20 protein-coding genes and 1 pseudogene are annotated in these 23,983 nt (G+C 64.6%); 4 read left to right on the top strand and 17 right to left on the bottom strand.

Annotation, left to right across the window (positions count from 1 at the left end; genetic code table 11):
• The first annotated feature begins 399 nt into the window (after nt 1-399).
• Nucleotides 400-1,905, top strand: a complete 1,506-nt coding sequence (locus LuPra_RS13640) for a tannase/feruloyl esterase family alpha/beta hydrolase (RefSeq protein ID WP_157899151.1) — start codon at nt 400-402, stop codon at nt 1,903-1,905.
• Nucleotides 1,902-3,644, top strand: coding sequence for an asparaginase domain-containing protein (locus LuPra_RS13635; protein WP_234800876.1), 1,743 nt, complete (start codon nt 1,902-1,904; stop codon nt 3,642-3,644). The genes LuPra_RS13640 and LuPra_RS13635 overlap by 4 nt, the downstream gene beginning before the upstream one ends.
• A 717-nt stretch (nt 3,645-4,361) precedes the next feature.
• Here LuPra_RS13635 and LuPra_RS34510 read toward each other — a convergent pair.
• From LuPra_RS34510 to LuPra_RS13610, 3 genes and pseudogenes are all read right to left on the bottom strand, one after another.
• A pseudogene (locus tag LuPra_RS34510) lies at nt 4,362-4,816 on the bottom strand (transposase).
• Nucleotides 4,817-5,075: 259 nt separating this feature from the next.
• Complete coding sequence (locus tag LuPra_RS13615; protein WP_110171255.1) at nt 5,076-7,868, bottom strand: protein kinase domain-containing protein; 2,793 nt, start codon at nt 7,866-7,868, stop codon at nt 5,076-5,078.
• A 6-nt stretch (nt 7,869-7,874) separates the two neighbouring features.
• A complete protein-coding gene (locus tag LuPra_RS13610) occupies nt 7,875-8,471 on the bottom strand; it encodes an ECF-type sigma factor (RefSeq protein ID WP_110174675.1) in 597 nt (198 codons plus the stop codon).
• Nucleotides 8,472-8,717: 246 nt separating this feature from the next.
• On the opposite strand from LuPra_RS13610, the gene LuPra_RS13605 reads away from it, so the two are divergent.
• Nucleotides 8,718-9,311: a hypothetical protein gene (locus LuPra_RS13605; RefSeq protein WP_110171254.1), complete on the top strand. Its 594-nt coding sequence runs from the start codon at nt 8,718-8,720 to the stop codon at nt 9,309-9,311.
• A 17-nt stretch (nt 9,312-9,328) separates the two neighbouring features.
• Here LuPra_RS13605 and LuPra_RS31905 read toward each other — a convergent pair whose 3' ends face one another.
• Nucleotides 9,329-9,487: a hypothetical protein gene (locus LuPra_RS31905; RefSeq protein ID WP_157899149.1), complete on the bottom strand. Its 159-nt coding sequence runs from the start codon at nt 9,485-9,487 to the stop codon at nt 9,329-9,331.
• Nucleotides 9,488-9,633: 146 nt separating this feature from the next.
• Here LuPra_RS31905 and LuPra_RS13600 point away from each other — a divergent pair, with 146 nt between their 5' ends.
• Nucleotides 9,634-10,542 carry a hypothetical protein gene (locus LuPra_RS13600; RefSeq protein WP_110171253.1) on the top strand — a complete coding sequence of 303 codons (909 nt, stop codon included), beginning with the start codon at nt 9,634-9,636 and terminating at the stop codon, nt 10,540-10,542.
• Between the two features lie 404 nt (nt 10,543-10,946).
• Here the strand turns inward: LuPra_RS13600 and LuPra_RS13595 are convergent, their stop codons facing one another.
• From LuPra_RS13595 to LuPra_RS13530, 13 genes are all read right to left on the bottom strand, one after another.
• Complete coding sequence (locus LuPra_RS13595) at nt 10,947-12,434, bottom strand: amidohydrolase family protein (RefSeq protein WP_110171252.1); 1,488 nt, start codon at nt 12,432-12,434, stop codon at nt 10,947-10,949.
• Nucleotides 12,435-12,673: 239 nt separating this feature from the next.
• Entirely contained in the window at nt 12,674-13,357 is a 684-nt protein-coding gene (locus tag LuPra_RS33700; protein WP_110171251.1) for a penicillin acylase family protein, read from the bottom strand.
• A gap of 163 nt (nt 13,358-13,520) precedes the next feature.
• Nucleotides 13,521-13,940, bottom strand: a complete 420-nt coding sequence (locus tag LuPra_RS13585) for a nuclear transport factor 2 family protein (RefSeq protein ID WP_110171250.1) — start codon at nt 13,938-13,940, stop codon at nt 13,521-13,523.
• An 820-nt stretch (nt 13,941-14,760) separates the two neighbouring features.
• On the bottom strand, nt 14,761-15,327 hold the full coding sequence (locus tag LuPra_RS13575) for a gamma-glutamyltransferase (RefSeq protein ID WP_157899148.1): 567 nt from the start codon (nt 15,325-15,327) through the stop codon (nt 14,761-14,763).
• A gap of 202 nt (nt 15,328-15,529) precedes the next feature.
• Complete coding sequence (locus LuPra_RS32570; RefSeq protein ID WP_110171248.1) at nt 15,530-15,739, bottom strand: hypothetical protein; 210 nt, start codon at nt 15,737-15,739, stop codon at nt 15,530-15,532.
• A gap of 3 nt (nt 15,740-15,742) precedes the next feature.
• Nucleotides 15,743-17,131, bottom strand: coding sequence for a zinc-binding metallopeptidase family protein (locus LuPra_RS13565; RefSeq protein WP_157899147.1), 1,389 nt, complete (start codon nt 17,129-17,131; stop codon nt 15,743-15,745).
• 329 nt (nt 17,132-17,460) lie between these two features.
• On the bottom strand, nt 17,461-18,351 hold the full coding sequence (locus tag LuPra_RS13560; RefSeq protein ID WP_257724531.1) for a carboxypeptidase-like regulatory domain-containing protein: 891 nt from the start codon (nt 18,349-18,351) through the stop codon (nt 17,461-17,463).
• Between the two features lie 262 nt (nt 18,352-18,613).
• Nucleotides 18,614-19,345, bottom strand: coding sequence for a hypothetical protein (locus LuPra_RS13555; RefSeq protein ID WP_157899145.1), 732 nt, complete (start codon nt 19,343-19,345; stop codon nt 18,614-18,616).
• Between the two features lie 296 nt (nt 19,346-19,641).
• Nucleotides 19,642-20,409 carry a transposase gene (locus LuPra_RS13550; protein ID WP_157899144.1) on the bottom strand — a complete coding sequence of 256 codons (768 nt, stop codon included), beginning with the start codon at nt 20,407-20,409 and terminating at the stop codon, nt 19,642-19,644.
• A gap of 4 nt (nt 20,410-20,413) precedes the next feature.
• Complete coding sequence (locus LuPra_RS34505; protein WP_157899143.1) at nt 20,414-20,584, bottom strand: transposase; 171 nt, start codon at nt 20,582-20,584, stop codon at nt 20,414-20,416.
• Nucleotides 20,585-20,884: 300 nt separating this feature from the next.
• Complete coding sequence (locus LuPra_RS13540) at nt 20,885-21,850, bottom strand: TolB family protein (protein ID WP_157899142.1); 966 nt, start codon at nt 21,848-21,850, stop codon at nt 20,885-20,887.
• Nucleotides 21,851-22,255: 405 nt separating this feature from the next.
• Complete coding sequence (locus LuPra_RS13535) at nt 22,256-22,978, bottom strand: hypothetical protein (protein ID WP_110171241.1); 723 nt, start codon at nt 22,976-22,978, stop codon at nt 22,256-22,258.
• Between the two features lie 288 nt (nt 22,979-23,266).
• Nucleotides 23,267-23,980 carry an RNA polymerase sigma factor gene (locus tag LuPra_RS13530; protein ID WP_234800875.1) on the bottom strand — a complete coding sequence of 238 codons (714 nt, stop codon included), beginning with the start codon at nt 23,978-23,980 and terminating at the stop codon, nt 23,267-23,269.
• Nucleotides 23,981-23,983 lie beyond the last annotated feature (3 nt).

The raw sequence follows: 23,983 nt of genomic DNA, 5'->3' as shown, positions 1-23,983 counted from the left end.
GCAGGGCCATTCACCGTTTGCTCCGCCGATGGCGCATCTTCCGTTGGAGGAGCTTCGATGAACGCCACCACAGCCTGCCGAGCGATTCTCTACGCCAGCGCACTCGCTCTCACGACACCCACGCCTGCGTTGGCGCTGCCGAGATGCGCTGAGCTTGCGTCGAAGCCATCGTATGGGCTGGCCGGCAATCCGGCGGTCACCAGACTGACGGCGACGCCAGTCCCGGTGTCGGCGGGCTTGGCGTATCAGCCAGGGATGGGTGTCCGTTCTCAAGCGCAAATCGCGACGGAGGTCGCGTACTGTCGCGTCGAGTTCGTCTTCAACTCCGGTAAGTCGGGGCCGGCCGATGGATATGACGAGGGTCAAAGACAGGCCATTGGTATCCGAGTTGGACTCCCGTTGCGAGCTGACGACGGGGGCGCCGGCGTGTGGAATGGGAAGATCCACAACCTGGGGAGCAGCGGCTGCATGGGGCACCTGGGGCCCGTGACCGCCGCGACCAATGCCGGCTACGCGGGCGCGGTGAGCGACGGCGGGCACCAGGCAGCCTCCCCCGCGGGCAATCGCTTCGACTGCGCGTTCGGCATGAACGAGTCGACAGGCGCCCTCAACATCGGCCTGATCCGCGATTTCTCTGCGGAGCATTTGCTGTGGCAGACGTGGTGGTCCAAGCAGCTCACGCGGACCTACTACGGGAGGGCAGCGAAGCGCACCTACTGGTCCGGATGCTCGCAGGGCGGGCGCGAGGCGCACATCATTGCCCAGACGATTCCGCACGAGTACGACGGGGTGCTGGGCGGGGGCGCCGGTCTGTGGTGGATGCGGTTCAGTCTCGCGCATGCGTGGGCGGGGCTGGTCATCAAGGACGTGCTCGCACCCATCGGCAAGACCCTGACCGCCGCCCACATCGCGGCGACGACCGACGCCGCCATCGACGCCTGCGACATGCAGGACGGAATCAGGGATGGCGTCCTCGCCGATCCGCGCGCCTGCAAGTGGAGCGCGAAGGCCGCCGTCTGCGGCAGCCCCGGTGCGTCGGCTGACCAGTGCCTCGATACCGACCAGGCTGACGCCTACGATCTGATCCGCCGCGGTCCCCGTAATCGCAAGGGCGAGCTCATCGCGTTCCCCTTCGAGCCCGATTCCAGGTTGCCGATCAACATCGATGCGTTCTACACGAAGCAGATGATGCAGTGGACACTCGCAGACCCCGACTTCGACCCGGCCACGCATCTCTACATGGATGACGCCCATCTCCTTGCCGCTAACGACCGGCTCGGCATCACCTACGAAGACCTGGCGACACTAGCCAGCCAACGCGTGAGCGATCTCATCGACGCTTCAACGCCTGAAGCCCTGGGCTGGGCCCGCGCGGCTGGCACGAAGCTCCTGATGTGGACGGGCACCGCAGACCGGAACATCCCGTCGCGAAACACGATCGCGTTCTATCAACGAACGGCTGCCTACTTCGGCACCAGCGTCAGCGACCCCACCCTGCAGTCGTGGTACCGCGTGTTCCTCTACCCGGGCGTGGCGCACTGCGGAGGGGGCGATGGGCCGTGGCCGGGGCATCCGAACTATGGCCCGCTGTTCGATGCGCTCGTCCAGTGGGTCGAGCACGGTGTCGCACCGACACAGATCCTGGCGACGCAGCATGCCGGTGGTTCGCGTGCGCCGGGGCCGCCTCCAACAGGCGCCGGCCTAGCCGTGATAGCGACCAGGCCGGCGTGCGCGTACCCGCATACCGCAATCTACAAGGGTGCGGGCAGCGTCACCGACGCCGCGAACTTCTCGTGTGGCGGGAATCTGGAGACGCCCGACGTCGTCGAACCGATGGCGACACCCAAGTTCGAGAACGGGACAGGAACTGTCTTGCCGCCCTACGGCCGAGGAGGGAGGCGATGAGTGCAAGCGCTCGGGCGGTGCTGATGACGTGCGCTGCGGCAGTCAGCGGTGCGCTGGTGACGGCCCAGGCTCAATCGACGAGACCCAGAATCGCCGTGTTTTCTGGACCCAACGCCACCATCCAGAACAACAAGCCGCTGGTCACCAGCAACAAGGCTCGGGAACAGTACGGGCTCCCCTTGCGAAGGGATGCGTCCGGCCAGCCGCTCGTCGACTGGCCTCGCTACCAGCGGCTCGCCGCGCCGGTGACCATCTATGTCGAGATGTTCACGGCGCACCCGCTCGAAAGTGATGCGCGGGACCTCTACGCGCCACCCGATGGCTACGTCGATACGCAGGGAATGTTCTCGCAGGTGCGAAGGCATGTGAACGACAAGCCCGTCTACGTGGTCACGTTGAGGCCGGAGGACGGTCTCTACGCATTGCCGTATATGGGACGTCGGGCGAATGGCGCGGCGTGGGAAAGTCCGACACGCGCGGGCGCTCGCGTCGACCAATCACGCCAGACATTCGTCCCCGACGCATCCCGCATCTTCGAGGAAATCGAACGCAACGGCGGGGAGATTCGCGTCAAGGCAGACTACGACTTCTATCGCGCGGTGCCGGCCGGCGGCTATACAAAGGGTCTGGCGAAGGCGGAGCGGACCGACGTCGGAGATGGCGACATCCCCGCGGAGCAGATGGGCGTCCACTTCTTCGCGTACGGGAGCGGCCCCTACAGCGCCCGCGCGGGCCGACCGGAGCTGGCGCGTGCCGCAAACATGGTGCAGCGAGCACTGGTGACAGGCCACTACGCCGGCGCGCTGTGGCTGGAAGGCAGCCCGACGATCGAAGACACGGCCTACTGGCTGAGTCTGATGGTGGACACCACCCTGCCGATCGTTGCCTGCGCCGCACATCGGGATCGTGGCACGGTCAGCGCGGATGGGGACGGGAACATCATCGACGCGATCGACTTCATCTTATCGAAGGTCTGGGCCGATGATCGCGGCCGGGATCGGCTCGGTAGCGTGATGGTGCAGGATGAAGTCGTGTTCTCGGGACGGGAGGTGCAGAAAGGCGATGCACATCCTGGTGGATATCTCGCGACCGGCGGCTATGGCGGCATCCTCGGATCGATGACGGCGGGTCCATTCATCACGAATGTGCCGACGCGCAAACATACGTGGAGTTCGGATGTGCGGGTGACCGCGATGCCCATGATCGTCGAGGGTCTTCTGCGGCGCGATGCTGTCGTCACGCTCGTCCCGGTCCGCGTGAAGACGGCCGATGGAGAGTTGGTGGCTGCTGCCATTCCCAGAGTGATCTTCGTGAAAGGGGATCACTGGTACGACGATGGTGGACAGCCGGATCGTTCGGCGGAACGAGGCATTGCGGCCAGCGTCGACATACTGCAGGCGAAGTACCCACTCGCCGGCATCGTGGCCGAAGGCCTCGCACCTTACGCGGCGCTGTCGGCGTCGCAGGAGCAGGAGCTCCTTCGAGCCGTATACCGCGGCGTGCCCGTCGTGAAAGCGGCGCGAGGGAACGCGACCGGATTGGTGCGAGTGAACCCAGGCAACGTATTCATCGAGGGCAACAACCTGACCGCGACCAAGGCGCGTCTGCTTCTGACAGCTGCCATCATGAAGTTGGGGGCGCTTCCGGCCGCGGCAGACATCGAGCACCCCACGCCCGAAGAACTCGATGCGATCAGAAAGCGGGTCGCCGCCTATCAAGAGATCTTTCAGAGCCACTGAATGGTGGCGACCGGCGCCAATTCATAGAGCGACTATTACGAGCGGTGGTCTGCGAACACCCGATGACATCGCCTCGGATTTCCGTCGCTGCGGGATCCCGAAGTGGCGAAACAGTTGCGGGTTCGTTGGCACTCAGCCCGCCCATATCAACTAACGGGTGTCGTGGAAGTCTTTGCGACTCAGGGCGTTGTCGCTGCCCGCATGCTGGCGGGAAGCATCAAGTCGAGTGTGGGGGTACATCTGGGCGTACGGATCTCGGCAGCAATGGTGTGTAAGTCGTTGTGCGTCAGTTGTTTACAATTGCTCCGTTCGACTCCCGCCGCCTCCACCATTCGTCCAGAGTTGTCCATAGGCGTCCATGGTTCTCCATGGACGTCAGGGCCTTCTGTCTCAAACGCCAGCAGATCGGCGCTCCGCTGGCCTCCCTTCCCTGTCGACCTCCCGTCATCTGCGACAACGTGGGGGTATTTCTGGGGGTACGGTCCGATTTGGGGGTATCGACGCCCTGGGGGTATCGGCTCCCGCGATCAGCACGACCCAAGCCCTCACCCTGATCCAGCAAGAGAAGGACCGCGGCTACTTGTAGAACTCGCTCGAACGCGTACTCCTTACAAGGACGCGACAGCTGTTGGCGGAGGCTCGGGCCATGCGGACCACCGTATCCGCCTTTGCGAAGGTGTCCACGCGATCGGGTCAAGCGCCCGACCGCGGCTGTCGTCAAGGCGGTGTTGGTCGAACGGTTACGCCCCGCGTGCCACGTCCGCCGTGTTTCGCAGCCGCCCACTCCCCTTCGCCAAACACTGAAAGCCCGGTACTGTCGACGATGAGGTGCAGGGGTTCCTTCGCCGAGAGGTTGTGCACCGCGACGTCCAGCCATCGACTCCGGCGGGAGAGCGTCGTGTGGTCCGGGACGTCGAGACTGGCGTGTATCACGGTCAGGATCGACCGGACAAAGCCCTCCGTCTGACGCAGGGGAAGTGGAACACGCGGAGCGTCAGGGCCGTCTCGATCGCCAGATCCGAGAACCGCTGCTGCCCGCCCGGTCGGCCGGAGGGCCGAACGCCCCACGCGGCCCTGGCGTTTGGGGAAAACCACAGCGTCACGTCGCCCCGCCGGACGAGGGCGCCCTCGTACACCCGCCAATTCCCCACCCGATAGTGCGTCTTGTACATGGGATGCACGCGTGACCTCATCGCACGATCATGCCGCCGTGGGCCGCCGACATGCCGGCGGCTCCAAGGACCCACACCTGACGGTCCATAGCCATGCACCAACGCCCCACCACCCTCGCGTCACACGCCCTCGCGGCCTCATAGAACGCCACCGTGTCAGAGGCCTCATCCCCGGTGACGCTGGCGACGTCGCCGGCCGCCGCACCCGACCAGATCGATGGCCAAGCCGGGTCGTCGACTGTCGCGTCGCCGCACGGCGTCACTTCAGGTGCTCGACAAGGTACAGGTCTGTCAGATACCGACCGACATTGCAGACAACGTTCGCAGCCGTGGGTGTTGCGATGCAACTGAGACTCCGGCCGCCACTCCGATCAGCAATCCTTGTCTCCCTCAGGTTCTCGATCACACCGGACGCGAGATCGAATCGTGCGATCACGGCGGTCATCGGGTCCGTGGATTGCCTCACCAGCAGAATGCCGCGGCCATCGGCCGTCCAGGACACCGGCAGGTCTTCAGCCGACACTTCGTGCAGAACGCGGGGCTGGCCGCCAGCGCCAGTCGGGATAATGACGGGCGGGCCCGAGGTTTGTGCTCCGAAGAACTTCGACCCGTCGGGTGACACGCGGATGGCCCAATCGCTCCGCAACTGTGGAATCGGCTGTGGCAGCCGTACCGGCGCACTTCCGTCGATGTCCTGCAGGTACGCAGAGGGCGCCGAATCGTTGTGGCGGGCCGCAAAGATCACACGTCTTCCGTCAGGGAACCAACCGGCGGTAATGTAGCTGAATCCCGCAGCCGTCAGCGTCCGCCGCTCCCCCGCCCCGGTGGGCAATAGGAACAGGCTCGGCTCGCTCTGCGTCATGCCGATGACCCACCTGGCATCAGGGGAGAAGAGACTCCCGGTCCCATTGCCGAGCAGCACGGCAGTCGGCGTGTCGATACGGCGGATTCCAATCTTGTAATCGTGGCCGGACTCTTCGCCGAACCGCGTGAGCAGGATCATCCGGCCGTCCGGTGTCACGTCTTTCGCGTACGACCAGGCGTACCAGGAGATGTCCCGCTCCTCGTCTCGAGCCGTACCCCACCAGTTGATGTCGGTCCGAATCGTGTTCGCTGTCGCGAGCACCTGACCTTCCGGTCCGATGTCGAGAATCGTCAGGTCGGCAGGAGCGGCCCACGTCCGCCGCAAGCGGCCGTCGAGGGTCACTGCAAACAGGACGTTCCGTCCGGCGTCGCTGGCAGCAAACCACACCTCGCGACCGTCACGCGACCACGCCAGGCCGTCCTCCGCCGCCCACTCCTGCGTCAAGTGCCGACGTTCGCCGCGTCGCGTCACGATGCTGATGCGGCCGCGATTGTCGCCGAACACCTGGTGGTCGTGGTAGGCCACGGCATCGCCTGACGGTGACACGCGCAGGTGGCTGATGTACCCCGTGGTCTCGTGAAGCGCGTTGCCGATCGGATACTCCAGCCGATCCCTGCCGTTCACTCTCCGCACGATAGCCAGTTCGGCGCCATCAGGAGACCAGTCGGCGGCCCTCACGTGTTCGGCCAACTCACGAAACGTACCACCCACGAGTGGTGCACGGGCAAGCGTGCCCTCACCGATCCAACTGCGAAAGCGGTGCCCGATCGAGATCGCCAACTCACCGGTGGATGAAACCGCCAGCACCTCGGCGTCGGGGACCTGAAGCGTGCTGGATTCGATACTGCCGATGCGCGTCTGGAAGATCCGGATGGGTTCGCCACGCCATGCCGCGCCATACAGCACAGTCTTTCCGTCAGGCGTGAAACGCGCCTCGCGAACCGTGCCGCGGTCGAAGGTCAACCGCGTAACATGCGGCGAGAGCAACGTCGTCTGCCGCAAGCCAATCAGGAAGGCAAGTATGCCTGTCACGGCACACAGCGCGAGAACGAGCAGTGCCCGCGGTGGGGACCCAACACGGCTCGACAGTCTCTCGTCCGGTCGCCCTGGAACTGGCGGCACGAGCGCGGATCGGGCATCGGCAATCCATTGCAGCTCGAGGACGAGGTCCCGTGCGTCCTGCCACCGATTGTCAGGAGTCTTGGCAAGGCACCGCGAAACGATGCGGTCCAACGCCGGCGGCGCAAGTGGTTGACTTGCAGAGACCGCCGCGGGTTCGCTATGGAGAATAGCGGCAATTAGGCTCGCGTGACTCTGCCCCTCGAAGGTCTTCTTGCCGGTCAGCATCTCGTAGAGGACCGCGCCAAGGGCAAAGATGTCCGTTCGCGGGTCGGCTTCGTTTCCTTCCAATTGTTCGGGCGCCATGTACTGGAAGGTCCCCACGATGGCGCCTTCGGTCGTGAGACTCGACACCTCGGTCGGCGTCGTTGCTCCGAGTCGCGGTGCTGCGGCCTTGGCGAGGCCGAAGTCGAGCAATTTCGAGCCGGTCCTGGTGAGCATGATGTTGGCCGGCTTCAGATCTCGATGCACGATCCGGAGGCGATGTGCAGCGGTGAGGGCGTCTGCGATTTCGATGGCGATGGCAAGAGCCTGCCCGAGAGGTAACGAGCCACTCTCGAGTCGCGTGGCGAGAGTGGGGCCTTCCAGGCGCTCCATCACGAGAAAATCCAGACCGGCGTGCTGACCGATGTCGTGCAAGATGCAGATGTTGGGATGGGTCAGCGAGGCGATGGTCTGCGCCTCGCGATAGAAGCGCGCATGAAAGTGCGCATTGTCGGCGAGCGTCGTGGACAGGACCTTGACCGCTACCGAGCGACCCAGCCGGATGTCCGTCGCGCTGTAGACGCGCCCCATACCGCCGGCGCCAATCAGCGACTCGATGCGGTACGGGCCGAGCAGGGTTCCCGGTTCGAGATCCAACGGATCACCAAGCCGCAATGCTTGTGCAAGGTGCTCGAGATAGTCGTCAGGAGCGTGTTCGTACGCCGACAGCAGCGACACCAGCTCGGCACAGACGTCCGGGTCGTCGCGGCACACCTCCGCGGCATACCGTCGGCGATCGGCCTCGGGCAAGGTTATCGCATGCCCGAACAACTCGGCGAGACGCTCCGCATCGGCCTGATCCATCGCGACTCACACACGATCCCGGAGTTCACGGTACAGCCATGTCTGCGCCAGCACCCAGTCGCGCTTCACGGTTGTCGCTGAAATGCCCAGTGCCGCTGCTGTCTCCTCGGTCGTCATGCCGCCGTAGAACCGGCACTCGACGATACCCCGCTGACGAGGACTGATGCGGTCCAGGCGGTCGAGCGCGTCGTCAATCGCGATCAGGAGGTCGAGTGAACCGTCCGAAACGGGCAGCAAGCCGCGAGGCTCTGCGCGAAGCGTGGTCAGCGCGACGGTGCATACGTCGCCGCCACGCTTCCGGGTCCGGCGGTCGCGCGCATGGTTGCTGATGATGTGTCGAATCGCGGTCGCGGCAAGCGCAAGGAAATGTTCAGGCGTCGACACGGCGAGGCGCGGCTGATGCACCAGTTTGAGGTACGCCTCGTGCACGAGCGCCGTCGTGTTGAGCGTGCCTGTCTGCTCCCAACGCTTCCGTTGCCGGTGCGCCAGCAGGCGTAGTTCCTGGTAGACGAGCGCATACAACTCGTCGAGCGCCAAGCGGTCGCCGGCGCGGACCGCCGCCAGCAGGCGAGTGACCTCGGTGCGGGAACGGTCGTCGCTCATGGCTCCATCCCCGATCTCGACCTCCATTGTGCGGCGCGTCAACGACTGATGAGTCGGGCGCAAGACGCTGCGCGCCATTCGTTCAATCCGCACGTCGACCTGAAGTGGTCGATCGTACGTAGTCGCTACAGGGTACGACCAGAAAGGACCATCTGGTCCTGTCGATGGTCCTGTTTCTTCGTGAATGGTGTTTTCCCGAAGTGAGAAGGCACAGGACAGGAGTCGGTCCCTCTGCAGGAGGCTGCAATGGCGAAGGAACTCTCGTGGCGTGCGTTGCTGATCGTTGCGATCGTCGGTCTGCCCGAGCCAACCCTGGCCCAATCGCAAGGAGCGATCGAGTTGCTGCAACAGCTGCGCGCAGAGGTCGCCCAAGTTCGCAACGAAGTACAACCGCGCCGCTTCTATGTCACCCAGGATGCGTTTCGGGGTGAACACGCACTGAATGCGTGCACAGCCGGATTTCACATGGCGAGCCTGTGGGAGATCTTCGATGTCACCACCCTGAAATACGACACCCAGCTCGGCCGGACGCTCCCAGATTCTGGCGAGGGACCTCCCGCGGGCCAGCGCGGTTGGATTCGCACGGGGGGTGGGAGCACGCCATTTGTTTTTGGCACCAGGCCGGCGAATTGCGCGGCTTGGACTACCGACCTCGACCCAGGCCTCATGGCCGCCGGAACGACGGTCGCGTTGACGGATACATGGTTCCCGAGCCTCATACACGATTCCGAGTCGCCCCCAACTCTGTATCGCCTTGACCCGGCCGAGATACACCCGTGGGTGGCGCATTTGAATTCCTGCACCTCAGCCGTTCCAGTCTGGTGTGTGCAGGATCGATGAGACGAACAGGACGTTGTTCAGCGCAGCACGAGTGCCGGGCGAATCAGCGTCGAGGTTCGTGACTCGCGGCGCAGGGCCTCTCGACGCACGCCAGACCCGCGAGTGATCGCCTGTACCAGGAGCACCCGGAGCACATCGACCTGCCACGCGGGTCGGGTGATGGTCGTGATGGTCATGGTCGGATTCCTCGAGATGTCTGCGGTCTTGCGTCTCCGACGGGCAGTCCGCCGGGTCATCACGTTACTGCCGGTCTTCTCGGGCGAGCCCTAGCTTAGCCAAGCTAGGTAACCAATAGTGGTGCCGAAGCCACGGAAAGCCGATCATGGGAATCAAGAAAACTGCCGTTGTTCGTCTCGTCGTTCCTGTCTGCGTCTCGTTGTGGGTCGGGGTGTCTCACGCGATCGTCTGGGGCGTCCCTGACGGAAACAACCATCCCAACGTCGGCGCGCTGTTTGTCAAGTTCGACCCGGTGTTCTCCCTTGGCCCGGCCGTGCCTGCTGGTGTGTTCCCAGTCTGTTCCGGCAGCGTCATCGCGAAGAGCGGCAACCGGGCGCTCTTCCTCACCGCGGGTCACTGTATCGAGCCGCTCATGAATCTGGTCGCGGCCCTTGGCGCTGAGGGCCTCAACCCTGTGGCGGTCGTCTCGTTCAGCAGCAACCTGCACCAGGATCCTGGCATCGCCATCCCCGTCGACATGGGTGCGCTCCACTGGCAGCTCGGGCAGCTTCCTACGACTGCCCTCGGCGCCCTCCCCGGTTTCGACGACATCGGGGTTGTCGTCCTGCACGCCGGCGATGCCGCGGATCTGCCGGATCCGATCACGCTACCTCACCAGGGCTTGCTTGACGCGCTCGGCGCCAGTGGCTTTCGCGGGTCGGAGTTCCGGGTCGTCGGCTTCGGCGACGACATCACGGAGCCGACACCACACACACGCGTACGCATCTTCGGGGTTCGGGAGGTCGCGTACCCGCGTCCTGTCAACCTCGGGGAGAAGTTCGTGATGGCTCAGCAGCACGGCCCGTCCGGAAGTTCGGGCGCCTATTTCGGCGATTCAGGCGGTCCCATCTTCTGGGTAGACCCTGCCAGCGGCAGCGAGACTGCGGTAGCCATCGTGGTGGGCCCCGTCGGCGGATTGATGAACACCGTCTCGACTGTCGCGCAGCACTACCGGATCGATACGGCGTTCGCTCTCGGATTCATCGAGCAGGTCAAGTCGTCCGAGGGCTTCTGAAGGCCTAACTCAAACGGCTCAGCGCGGGCCTGCAGCTACCCCCGCTCGACGCGCGCGGAGCGGGGCCCAAGCGATCGCGGCCGGCCGGGGCCCTCGCGACGCGCGTGCGCAGCGTCTTGACGGCCGATCCACCGCTCTGCAGCAAGGCTCTTCGCTGTGGGACAGCGCGAGGAAGAGCGGAACGCGGCATTGGTGCGCATTCCACGCGTCGTTATCAGCCGGGCTACGTGCCCGGGACATTCTGCACTTTCCACGCCGGACGCGTCCGCTCGTACCGCCGAGGTCTACCGCGAGCACGCGGCTCATCGCCGGTTCATCCTGACGATTGCGACGTCGCCGGAAGCCACGTGTCGACAGTGAACACGAACGTCATGCTTCGCTTCCCCCTTGGCGGCACGCTTCGATTACCGGACCGGTAACTGCAGGGTATCCAACTCCGTACGCGCCAGGTAGCGACCGTTCGCGACCACGCCAACAATCCGTTGCGTATTCGCGATGTCATCAAGTGGATTGCCATCGAGCACAACGAGATCAGCGACTTTTCCCTGTACCACGGTTCCAAAACTATCGGAAAGCGCAAGGAATCGCGCCGGGTTCAACGTTGCGGTCCGCAGCGCGTCACGCGTGCTGAGCCCAGCACGGACCAGCAGGACCAGTTCGTCGTGCAAGCTCGAACCTGGATAGAGGTAAGGATTTCCCAAGTCAGTCCCGGCGAGAATGCCGACGCCAGCACGATGCATCGACCCGGTCAATTCCGACTCCTTGGCCAATCGAGTACGTCGATCGCGCAGTTCGTCGGCGGTGAGCCCGCGATTGCGCGCGTCCGCCTGCGGGTTCCGCCAAGCCTCTATCACCGATGGCGGCAGCGACTTCATTCGTGGATCGTCGGTGAAGACAGCATCGTCTCGGAGAGCGAAGGCACGGCGCAGCACAAGCGTCGGGCAGTGCCACGTGCGATTTCGGACGAAGCGGGCAAACAAGGCTCGGCATTTCTCAGCGCTGTACGTCTGGTCCTGTGCCTGTGTGCCATACAGCCGATCGGTGGTGCGAACGACGGCACCCCACGCTTCCGACGTGTCTGGATTCGCAGCCGCGCGTTCAACTTCCTTTCGAACGTCGCTTTCACGCGTGGAGCAGGATTCCAGGAGTCCGTACAAGTGCTCCATGCTCTTTTGACCAGCATCGGAGGCTTCCGCCGCCGTCACCCACACCGGCACATGGCCGACCACGTCCAGCCCCTGCTTCTTCGCTTCATCGACGACGCTGAGGAATGCCGGACGCGACAGCAGCGAATACACCTTTACGAAATCGGCACCGTGACTCTTCAACGTCACGACCGCAGCGCGAGCCTCGGCCGAGGAACCAACCGGCAAGGCTCTCTCCCGCCTTGGGGTGCCAAGGGCGGGACCGCTGGCGTAGATGCGTGGTCCCAGACGTTTGCGTTCGCCAGCTTCCCGCCGCCACGCGTTCGCGAGAGCCAGGTTCGACAGTTGTGTGCCCATATCGCGCACGCCCGTAACGCCATTGGCGATGAACTTCGCCAGATAGTTCTCGCGATTCGGTTCGAGCGTGTGAACGTGCATGTCCCACAGGCCGGGAATGACAAACCTTCCGGTGGCGTCGACGGTCCGAGAGGGTTGAACCTTCGGCACCGCGCCGGCGGCAATCTCAACGATTCGACCGGTGGCCGCTGAAACGACAATGGTCTGATTGCGCCGTACACCACCGGACTCGACGTCGACGACGTTTACTCCGACAAGTCCGACTGTGTCCGTCGTCGTCTGGGTCATCGCGCCGGTGGCCGCCAGCGCGCAGACGCTTGACGTGACGGCAACACGCAGGATCAGCTTGCGTACCATCCATACCTCACCATGGCTGTCCCAGAAGATCATTTCCCGAACATGCCTTCAGAAAACGCGATCGCTTTCTGCCAACCGTCCGGCGCCTTCGGATCATCCCCGACACTGTATTCGTATTCTCCCGACTCGGGGCCTCGTCACCGTGTTGATCGCACGCGACTCGGGCCCGCCACGATCCGCCATCCGGTTCAGGACGCGACACGCAAGGTTCGCTCGCCCTCCCGGCCACCTCCACTCCGGGCGCCATCGCCTCGCGGCTGCGGTAGGCATGGTCAACTGACGCGCATTCGTGTAGGCGCAGGACGGCCGTCGATCGGAGCACTGCTACGAAGCGCTGCTGTCTCCAACGACATTCCACCATCTCGCGCGCGAGTTCTCGCCATCCAAGGTTCGCGGGTATAGGACGGCGTCGGCGGTTCCGGACAAGCTCCTGCGCCGCCACTCCCGCGATGGCGCCTGGGCTTGATCCGATCGCGTGGACACCTTCGCAAAGGTGGATACGATGGCCCGCATGGCCGGAGATCGGGATGCTCACTCGCCCAGGCATTCAATCCCGCCACGAACGCGCGCAGAAGCGGCGCAAACTCCGGGCTCTGCTCGGACGCCCATATTTTGGCTCGTTCGGGTATGCCATTCGTGCGCACCCAGCGGTCGGATTCGAGAAACGATTCTCCGGCGCGAGTGTTGCGGGGCCGTTGGTCGCCATAGAACTCCGCGCTGCGGCCGCGAGCCTGCGCGTACAGGCGCAACAACAACTCGGAGTGCGCTTCCATTTGGGCGTAGCCATAGGCGTAGAAGAGGCTGGGATGGTCTGGCGCGAAGATGTGCGGGATGCCGTAGTGGTCCCAGAGAATTTCGGTGCCCTTCGCGGGAACACCGGCGCCGGTTGCCGGGGCGGAGATGAACAAAACCGCGACAATGATCAATACGCGGCAGGGTATGTTCTTCTTGCTCATCGCACCCTCCAGGTTCCTTGACCTGCTTGGCGACTTTCGGACCGATCGTTACTGGAGACTGACGCTCAGTGGATCTTCGCCGGGTCGAACGCGACGTCGTTGCCCTAGTGCGCGCTGTGGATGTAGCGGTGGGGGTGCTCGTGCCTCGATCGGGACTGGCTCGTCAGAAATCGGAGATCTTCCAGGCGTTCCCCACCTTCCTCATCTCGATCTTCTCGTCGCGGCTCTTGAGTTTCACCATGACGTACGCCGCCTGCTCGCCTTGCTCCACGCTGACGACCTTGCCGACGCCGAACTCCTGGGAGAAGCCCTCGAGCTCGCGCTCGGGGACCTGCTTCTTGCGCAGCGGCTCGAACTCCTTCGGACCGTCGGTGAAGCATCGGCTGAGCAAGTCGACATCGCGGGCAGCTGCTGCCGCGAAGAACGTCTCGACAGCGGCGCGCGGAGTCGAGAAGTCTTCCTTCACTTTGGCGGCGGCCGCCTGGATGGAACTAGCGACGACATGGGGGACTGAAGTGGCAAGTGCCGCGGCCTTCGAGAATACGACGACCACCAGGAGCGCGACCACTGAGTGTGTCTGCATCACGTCCTCATTCGAAGGTTGATCCTACCGGAATGATACCGTTGGGGCTGTTGGACTCCGGACCTGGCTGCGTGCACGGACAATCTGCAGGGCTGTGTCCACGGACATTCCGCACTCGCGCGAGTTCTCGTCAACCAGCACGGGAAGATCCACGGGAACGACTACCGCGACCATGCCGCCGAACCGTTTCGTGTACGCCTGTGTCTCAACGGGTCAGCAGGCCGAGAGGGGCCTGTCGTTCTCCACACCGAACTGGACAAAGAGTGCGTTGCCGGACTGGACGGTGCGAGCGTGGAGCGCCGCAGAAGAACGACCGCCGACCGGCGGCGGGAGCCCGGTCGCGCCACCTCTTGTATTCCTCCACGACTCGGGAGTAGTCAGGCGGAAATCGGAGGACTGGGGTGTACGGGAGAGCACGGGCCTAAATGCTGTCTACGCAGGGGTTAACACCAGAAGTCGCGCGCCTACAATGACTTGCGGAATGGCGGGTGAACCGGTTCGACGCCCGCCGCCTCCACCACTTTTGCTTAGGTTTTTCTCAAATTCAGCCTTCTTTTTTCCGCCGCCTCCGCCAACACTCGAATGGCGGACACGGCCGGCCCTCCAGTGACGCCCCCCGGGCCGTCGAGGAGCCGGATGGCGGCGTCGAGCGCCGCCGGGCTCAGGTGCATGTAGCGCTGGGTGGTCGACAGGTCCTGGTGACCCACCAACTCTTGAATGGCCCGCGCCGGCGCACCACGGGGCTACGTGCCCAGACATTCTGCGCGCGAGTTCTCGTCATTCAGGCGACAGCGGCGACGCGGGCATCGAGTCGTGGTGTTCACACCGTCGCCGTGAGTGCCGGACACCTGTCGCAGCTCACCGATCGGTGGGCCTGCAGGCGGACAACTGGGGGTACGGATCTCAGCAGGGGTTCTAGCAGCGTGCTGAACGGTAGCGTCGCGTAACGATCCGCGGCCAGGTACAATCCCGCCAGCGTTCCCGGCACGCCTGCCGACAGCCATCCGCGCACATTTCGGCCGTCGCGAACCGCGCCGTTTTCATCAAGTGGGAACATGTCGGGGCGAGCTGCGTGCGGCGCCGCGGTATCGAAGTCGATGGCGGTCACTTTCCCGCCCAGCGCGATGACCACGTGACCGCCATACCCGCCAATGCCGCAGGCGCCAATCGCGGCGACGCCAGCCGCAAGCCCTGCCGCGACGGCGGCATCCACGGCATTGCCTCCAGCGTCGAGCACGTCCTGCCCAACCCGTGCAGCTTCCGGCTGTCCAATGACGAGTCCCTGACCGGTGGGTGTTTGCTGAGCGTTCACGACGGTCGTCGGCTTCATTGCAGCGCCGACGATGACGCCACCAGTCAGACGGAGTAGATTACGTCGGCTATACATCGGCCACCTCTTCGTCCGCCGGTCGTCGCATAGCGCGCCCGTCAGCGCACGCGCTGCCCGCTGTCCGCTGGCATCCCCGGTCGGCGACGTCATGGTCGGCGTTGTTGCGTGGCTCAACACTGGACTCGCAGTTCGCCCAATTCCCGGATTTCGTCACGAGTGATCACCGACGACTCGGGCCTCCCAAGCGCGGTCATCCGATTCAGAACACGACAGGCGAGGGTCGCCTCGACGTCCCGACCACCTCGACTGCGGGCGCGAAGGCCATTGACGGCGGCACGCCCCCCGCGGCCCTGGCGGGTGGCGAGAGCCACAGGGTCACGTCGTCCCGACCGACGAGCGCGCGCTCGTACACCCGCCAATTCCCCACCCGATACTGCGTCTTGTGAGCCGCCTCGAGGATTCCGGCCAAGCGTCAAACGGCACCCGCCGATGGTTGCTTCCGCTGCGCGAGCACCGTGATGAGATCGGCGAATGCCTTTGAGTATCGCTCGACCGCCTTGATGTCCACTGTCAACGGCCAACGGTCGCCTGGGTTATGGAAGTAGGGATTCGTTCCACCCAGGGAAAGATAGCGTCCACCCCGTTCGTGAATGTTGCGCACCTCGCCGTTGGGCACCGCGCCTCGCGGGAGCTTCCCGTCGACCTTGGTACCCGCACGCGTCATCGCTTCGTCGGCCAGCCGCTCAAGTTCATCATCCGACGCCTGCAGCCGCGACATCCGTTGGGCGCCGTGCGCCGCACCGATGTTCGCGCCGAACAGCATCCATGCAAACGCCTGCTTCCCGATACGTGCCCTCCGGGCGAGGAACTGTTCCAAGCCGAGGTGGCCCAACTCGTGTCCACTGGTCGCCAGAAAGAGTACGCTGCGAGTCTGTCCGCCCACTCTGACGGCTCGCATCGCTTCGAGCCAGCACGCGAGCCCGCCTCCGCGCTCTGCTGCGCTGTTCCACCAACTGCTCCGAGGGGTGAAGACGACGAGCGGCGGCAGGTCCGCCTCGGTTCCTTTGACTTGCGCCACGACGTTCGACGCTTCTGCCGCGGTGCGGGTCGCCTGCACGACCAGTGTGATCTCCTGTTGTCGGCTGGCGGCTTGGGTCAACCACTCCTCTTCTTCGCTGCCGACCTGCAACACGGGGGGCCCGAAGGGTTGGGAAAAATACCGCGCGTTGATGGGGCAGAGCCCGGGCCGTGCTGCCCTGGTTACGACAATCAGCGCTTTGTGCCTGTTGGACCGGCGGAGTTCTTCGATCGGCGCCGCTTCGGCCGCGATGGCCATGAGGTTCGCCACGAACAGCCCAATCTCCGTCGCACCACCGGCAACGCCGAGGCGCCCCACGACGCCGCGCTCGCTCGTGAATGCGCCGTCGAACATCGGCAAGCCGTCGACGCGTCGCTCGCCGGCCTGGACATAGGACGGTCCCGGGTCCACTCGCATAAGGCGGAATGACTCGAGCGTGGCGCGATGACCCGCGAGTGCCGCGTGCTTCGCGAGCCACTGGGCCGAACGGTAATCGGTGTCGGTGCCGGTGCGGTGATCACCTTGGTCGTCATACTCCTGGATGACACGAGCGATACGCCGCAGGGTCGACGGATCGTCTTGCGGCACGGGGCTCACGGTCTGACGAGCGCTCGCCGTGGGAACAAACGCCGATAGCCCTTGGCTGGTCGGTATGCCGCCGGCGAGCGTGAGGAGTCGCCTACGTGTGAGGATCAAAATCGCCTCCTTCCGACGGATGTCGATGTTCGTGAACCCGGCTACGTGCGTCACGTCGCCCCGACTGACCAGGGCGCGTTCGTACAACCGCCAATGCCCCACCCGATCTTGCGTCTTGTACGTGGGATGGACGCGCGACTTCATCGCACGATCATGCCGCCGCGGAGCGCCGGCCTGCCAGCGGTTCCAACAGCCGCCCCACTACGGGAGGGTCCGCAGCCATGCACCAACGCCGCGTTGCTGTGGGCAGCGCCTCGTCGGCATGCGACGCATCATCCGCTACCCTGCCGATTGCCGCGCATACACCTATGGGCGTCTCCGGTCGCGACGACAACTCGCGCGGAAACGTACAGAATGTCGATGGGCACAGCTTGGCGTCGTGCGGCAGCCGGCGCCGCCTAGGTCAACTGCAAGCATCATCGCTTCTTAAATGTCATCGTGGCGCGGTCCGACCAGCATGCGTGGTAGGCCACTACCTGGTCTGCCGGTTCGTGCCAGCAGTTGCGGCTGCCGTACGACTTGGTCTGGCAGTACTCGAAGCTCCCTTCATAGGAGACCGACACCGTCGAGCCGATGGTGGTCGCGGCCGCCACTGTCCCTCGATCCGACCCGCCAATCCTGACGTGGCGGAGGCCTGGCAGCTCCTCCGTGAATGGCTCTTCGAAACCCAACCCGACGAACTGGCCCGCCACCGCGAACACGAATAGGTCGTGCCCCAGGAGCGCGTGGTAATCAGAACGCACCAACCAGTTGTACGCGGCGGAGTATGGGGTCGGCGTAATGGTCACGGCATAGCTCCGCGATGCGAACTCTTCGGGGAACCCCGCGCAGGGGGCCTTCGAGTTGAAGCCGCGTGCCGCCGCAAGGTCGATGGTGAGGGTGAGTGTGTATTCGCCCGGCTCTAGCCCCTTAGGTGACTCGAGGCTATCCAGCCATACGGGAATGTACGAGCGCTGGCTGCTGTTGGTCGGCTCCCACGATATGACCTGCGTGCGGGCGGTGAAACCGTCTCGGCTCACGCGAACAGTCACCGAGCCTGCAGGTCCTCCTGTCAGCTCGAATTTGCCCGTCTCGTCCGTGAGATGTGTCGTCCCAGCTTGAGGACCGTCGAGGGCGGCGATGAGCGCGCCCCCGAGCGGGCGGCCGACTCTGTCCATCACGATACCGCGGACCTGGGCTCCGGAGCCATCCGGAGCGGTCGGTGAACGGTCGCAGTTCGCCGCCAGGAGGGCGCACAGGCACGTGGCGAGAATGCCGGTACCATGTGCCGTTACGCGCACGCAGGTGACCGCCGCGCGTCGAAACATCGCGCCGCTTTCGCACAAGCGGTCAGGATCGGGCCCTTGGCTGTTGACCACGGGGATGCTCCTGTCTGTGCGCGTCGCACGCGGCCCGTGGAGGAGCACGCACGATCCCCAGCAGCCCACACGGGCGGACAGGCGTTGAGCCGGCGTTCGACGGCGGTACGAGAGAACGAGTCACTCTTGATAACGACGCAGACGCCCAGACTGCACGGGCTCGTCCAGGAGGTAGGTCGCCGTGACGGGGCCATATTTACGGACGCGCCCCTTACTCCCCCTCAGGCCGCAGCCCGGCAATGAAGAAGAAGATGTTGGTCGGCGTATCGGCGCTGATCACCCCGGGCGTGCCTACGCTGGGATGACCCTGCAGCTCACGGACTTTGGCCAATGTCTTGGCCGCTGCGATCTCGTTCCAGGCGGCAAGCGAGAACACGCGGATGTTCACCGTATGGAACCAGCCACCCCCGCGCGAGGTCAGGATGTGATTGTGTGCCGCGGGTCCCGCGGTTGAACTGCCGCCGATACGCGACAGATCGATCATCAACGGGTGATTGAGACACGGTGTGCCGGCGCGGCAGGCGAGAGTTGTCGGATCGACCAGATTCGCGATCGTCGGTGCGGCAGCGATGGCGTAGATTGTCGGGATCGGCCCTGGGCGGGGCGCCGTGTCCGGCGGCCCCCCAAGCTCGCATGGGACGGTCGTGGTCGCCGACAGCGGGTCACAGAAAAAAGACTTCGTATAGTAAAGCCGCACGTCCTCGCCATTGAACCAGCCGTCAATGTACCCCTTGTCGTCGTGAGCGGCCGAATTGGGGTCATCGGCGCTGGCCGTGCCCGCGGCGGTCCCGCCATGCCCCACATGCGCGAGCGCTCCGCTTCCGGCATTTGGCGCCGATGTCGGTGCAGTGGGCGTCGTACTGGTCGTGCACGCCGCGATCAGCAACACCGGGTACGCGAAGAACAGCAATCGCTTTTCCATCGAAACCTCCAGGGGACGCAACAAACCTTCGAAGAAGTCGCCACTGTTGGCGGTCTTCGTGAGCGCGCGTCGCCTATGAAACCTCCGACCTCACGACCGAAAGGCCGCAACAACTGATTCATTGACTAGGGGCACATAGCCACGAGTCGCCCGCTCCCCATTCCACTGCCCCTGGGGTCTTCCTCCCGCGTCGACAAAAGGGGCTGCCATGCGCATGGGTGGGAAAGGTGCCTTGGGTGTGGCTCATGCACCGATCAGACGGAAATGACAAGAAAGGTTACAGGGCCAGCGTCCGAATGAGATAGCGGATCTCTTCCTCAACCTCGCTGGGTTCCGAGACGGTCTCCGCGATGTTCGGCGTTGGTGCATGGCTCGACACCGGACTCGCAGTTCTCCCAACGCGCGGGCTCGTCACCTACTGCTCGCAGCCGACTCCCCGGCCTGCCAAGCGCCGTCATCCGGTTCAGGACGCGGCACGCAAGCCTCGCCTCGACCTCCCGGCCACGTACACTGCGGGCGCGAACGCCATCGCTAATGACGGACATGTAGCGGAAGAAGGCATTCTCCACACGGGCCTGCCGATCGTAGCCAGAGGCCTTCTTCCACTCGCGCCGTCCGAGCCTTTCCACGTCGGTGATCACGCGATCGCGCGCATTCGAGCGCGGTCCGCGGCGCGACACTTTCGCCGTCCTAGTTGGCGGCACCGCGCGCGTCGCGCACTCGACGGCCTCATAGAAGGCGACGGTGTCGTAGGCCGAGTCCGCCGTGACACTGACGACGTGACCAGAAGCCGCTACGATCAGGCCAATGCCCACGGTCGCGTCATCGACCGTCGCGTCCGTCAGTGCATGGCCGACGATCGCGCCGAAGCGATCGACACCCAGATGGAGTTTCTTCCAGCCTCGCGTGCCACGTCCGCCGTTTGTCGCGGCCGCCCACTCCCCTTCGCCAACAACAGAGTGTCCCGTACTGTCGACGATGAGATACAGTGGTCCAGTGGTCGGGATGTCGTGCAGCGCGACATCCAGCAACTGACCCCGTCGCGAGAGCGCCGAGTGGTCCGGCGCATCGAGACTCGCGCGCATCACGTCAGGATCGACCGGACGAAGCCCTCGGTCTGCGCAGTGGCAAACGGAACACGAGCCGGAGGGTCATGGCGGTCTCAATCGCCACATCTGAGAACCGCCGCTGCCCGCCCGGTCGACCGCACGGCGGAACTCCCCACGCGGCCATAGCCTCCGGGGAGAGCCACAACGTCACGTCGCCTCGAATGACGAGGGCGCGTTCATACAACCGCCAGTTCGCCACACGATAGTGTTGTCTTGTACGTGGGATGCACGCGCGACTTCATCGCACGATCATGCGGTGTAGGCGGTCGGCACGCCACCGGCTCCAACTCGCCGACCCACTGACGGGAGGGCCGCAGCAACCATGCACCAACGCCGCTCTGAACGCCCGTGCAGACGGCTCGCGATGCACCAACGCCGCTGTCGATCCAAGGTTCAACCGTGTTCGGGAGAGTGGCGCTTCCGGATCGCCCTCCGCTTGTCATGACAAACGTCACCGTTGGACTGTCGTGCCGTCACCACAAGGCGTCACGACGAACAAGTCGAAGTCGTTGCGGGTATCGTGATCGGCTATCGGATGACGCGATGAGAACGCCGCAACGCGTCCGCTTGCGTCGAGCGCTGGCGACCCACTCGCCTCCATCCAGCCGCTGTGCGAGTCGGAACTGAGGCGTACGATCGACCGCTCATCTCGATCGAAGACGAACACATCGGTCAAGAGGTTGATGTCCAGGTCGAGCGGGCGGCATCGCTTTCCGCATACCAAGTTGGACGCGACGGACTCGAAGGCCACCAAGTGTCCGCTCCCCGAGAGCACGGGCCGCGTGCTTGCGCCATCGCTCGCGGCGCCGTCGACGCCGCGGCTGACAAGCGTCGTCGTGGACGCCTCGAGGTCATGGAGAAAGATATTCGAAACGTCTTTCGTATCGCCAGCGGCGAGATCGGTCGCGTTCGATACGAATGCCAGCCAGCGGCCATCGCTGTTGATCGAGGGGAGGAAGCTTGCTCCGTTGGGTTCGCTCCCATCCGGTCGGCGACTCACTCGCCGCGTGATCCCACGCGCCAGATCGCGCACGAACACGTGATGCCTGCCGGTGTGTGGCCGGTCCGTCCGCGCGTCTCCCAGCGCAGAAGCCTCGTCCAGCCTCGCATCGGACGTGAACGCCACGTACCGACCGTCAGCACTGACGGCCGGCGCGAAGCTCGGCCCCTCCCGCTGAAGACCGCTGGTATCGAGACTCGCGCGTGTGATCGCGCCCGTGGCAAGAACAGCAATGTAGATGTCGCGATCGGCCCCGTTCACGTCGGTGCCTGGCACCAGATTCGTCGCGAGCGATTCGAAGGCGACGACACGCCCGTCAGCGCTGAGGACAGCATTACTACTGGACTGGTCGCCGGGCACCGCGCTGCCGTTCACGCTGAGCATTCGTATCGTCCCGACTCGACGATCGCGCAGCATGATTTGCTTATGCTCAGGTGGAGCGCTTCCGCCACGAGACGTTCCGACCCATTCGAACACGAGGAACCGGCCATCGCTGCTGATGCTAGGAGCGCGGCTGTCGCTGCTCAAAAGAGAATCGCTAGGCAGAGGGCTCTCTACGGTCAGCGTCTGCGTCATCAGATCGAGCACGTAGATCTCGCTTCCGGTACCCGTCGCCAACGTGACCAGGCGAGTGCGCGACGCGAAGGCCAAAAAGCGTCCGTCGGCGCTGATGCTGGGAGGGCCGAACTCGGAGGCACTGGAACCTTGCGGAATCGCGGTGAGTGGGCACGAGTCTGCTCCCTGCGTCTCCGGAGCTGCGAGGAGCAGACCGGAGGCGGCCCCTGCCAACATGCGAGTCCAGGAAGTGCGCATAGAAATCCCCTAACGCGCGCGGCCTTCAACCTCCGCCGCGACCAACCGGCCGGTGTGAGTGGCACGTTCCGTCTCGAACTGCTGGGTACCGGTCGCCCAGACGGTACCGGGCGCCAGGCGAGCGAATCGAGCCAGATCCACCCCATCCAGTTGTTCGACGATGTGCTCGAACTCGTGGGCGATGATTTCGATGAAGTCGCTCGCCGCCGCACGGCCAGTGATGTTCACGACGGCTTCGAGCCCGGTGGCACTACGCTGGAGGTGCGTCGCCGCTCGGTCGCCGGACTGGCTCACCGCGGCAGCAGTGAGGACCCGAACCACGAGGCCCGGTGCGGCATTGATGCGGGCGCACTGTCGCCGGAACGTGCGCGATTGCTTCCACATCCTCGCCAGCTGGGGCTCGAGAGTGTGCGGCGCAACGAGATTGGAAGGCAGGTCACGTCCCGTAGCGAGCGCTACGCCGCCCGACGGCGGCGCCGTCTTGGCATCTGTGGCGGGTACGAGCAGGATCGGAGAGGACGGGTTGACGGCCGCAAGTGTGTTGTCGTGAATGACCGGCACACCGGGTCTGAGGTCCTGCTTTCCACCGTGCTGTGCACAAGCGCGTTCCCGGATGTAGAGCAGCGAGCGCGCAGGCATTCGCTCGTGGATGCCGGCGTTCGCGATGAAGGTAGCGACCGCGAGAGGCGCGGGCGCCGCGCAGGCGATGGTGCTCGAGCCTTCAACCGCCATGGGAATCACCACAGCGGCGGCACAGAGACGTCCGGCTACAAGCGCGATACGGGCCTTGACCGTAGTGGCGCTACGTCCTGTCCTCGCGGCAGAAGCGGACCCGCCGTCACTGGCCGGCTCACAAGTTCGTAACGCCTGCTTCGTCCCCGTCCGCGTTACCGTGGAGAAGGCGATGAATGCGACTGCCCCTGGGGTCTTCCTCCTGCGTTGACAAAGGGGCTGCCATGGCGGGGGAAAGGTGCCTTGGGTGTGGCTCATGCACCGATCAGACGGAAATGACAAAAAAGGTTACAGGGCCAGCGTCCGAATGAGATAGCGGATCTCTTCCTCAACCTCGCTGGGTTCCGAGACGGTCTCCGCGATGTTCTGTCGCAGCTGCGTCCGGAACCGACGCCGCAACCGATGGACCGCCGTTTTCACCGCCCCCTCCGACATGGCCAGTGCCGCGGCTGTCGCGGCGTACCCACCGGGCGGCGCCGTGCCGAGCAGACAACTGCGGAGCGCCTCGAATTCCTGTTCCCGCTGCTGCCGCCGCCATTCGTGGCGAAGCGTGGACAGCACTCGCTCGATCACGATGAGCGCCCAGCGGCGCTCATACAGCATCTCTGGCGTCGTCGCGTCGGCCGGCTCTCGCGCATAGCGCTCTTCTGCATGATCAAGCGGCAACGAGACCGGCGCGGCGCCGCCGCCCCGCTTCTGCGCCCGACGACGGGCGAAATCGTTCGCGAGGAAATGCTTGAGAGACGCGAGCAGGAACGCGCGAAAGCGCCCCCGCTCGGGGCTCAACTGGTCGAAGTCGTGCCGCTCTAGGAGTGCGGTAAAGAACGCTTGGGTCACGTCGCTGGCGTCGTCGGGACTGCGGCCGCGCCGGCGGACATAGGCATACAGCGGATACCAGTAGAGTTCACACAAGCTCGCGAGGGCGGCCCGCGCCGCCGGCGACGTGTCGCCGCCCGCCGCGAGGACGAGACTCCACCGCGTGGTCTGGAAGGACCTCACCACGTC

Origin of the sequence: Luteitalea pratensis, assembly GCF_001618865.1 — a bacterium.
GTDB classification, from domain to species: Bacteria; Acidobacteriota; Vicinamibacteria; order Vicinamibacterales; family Vicinamibacteraceae; genus Luteitalea; species Luteitalea pratensis.
The sequence above is the reverse complement of the archived record's forward strand: the minus strand, read 5'-3'. Positions and strand labels throughout refer to the sequence as shown.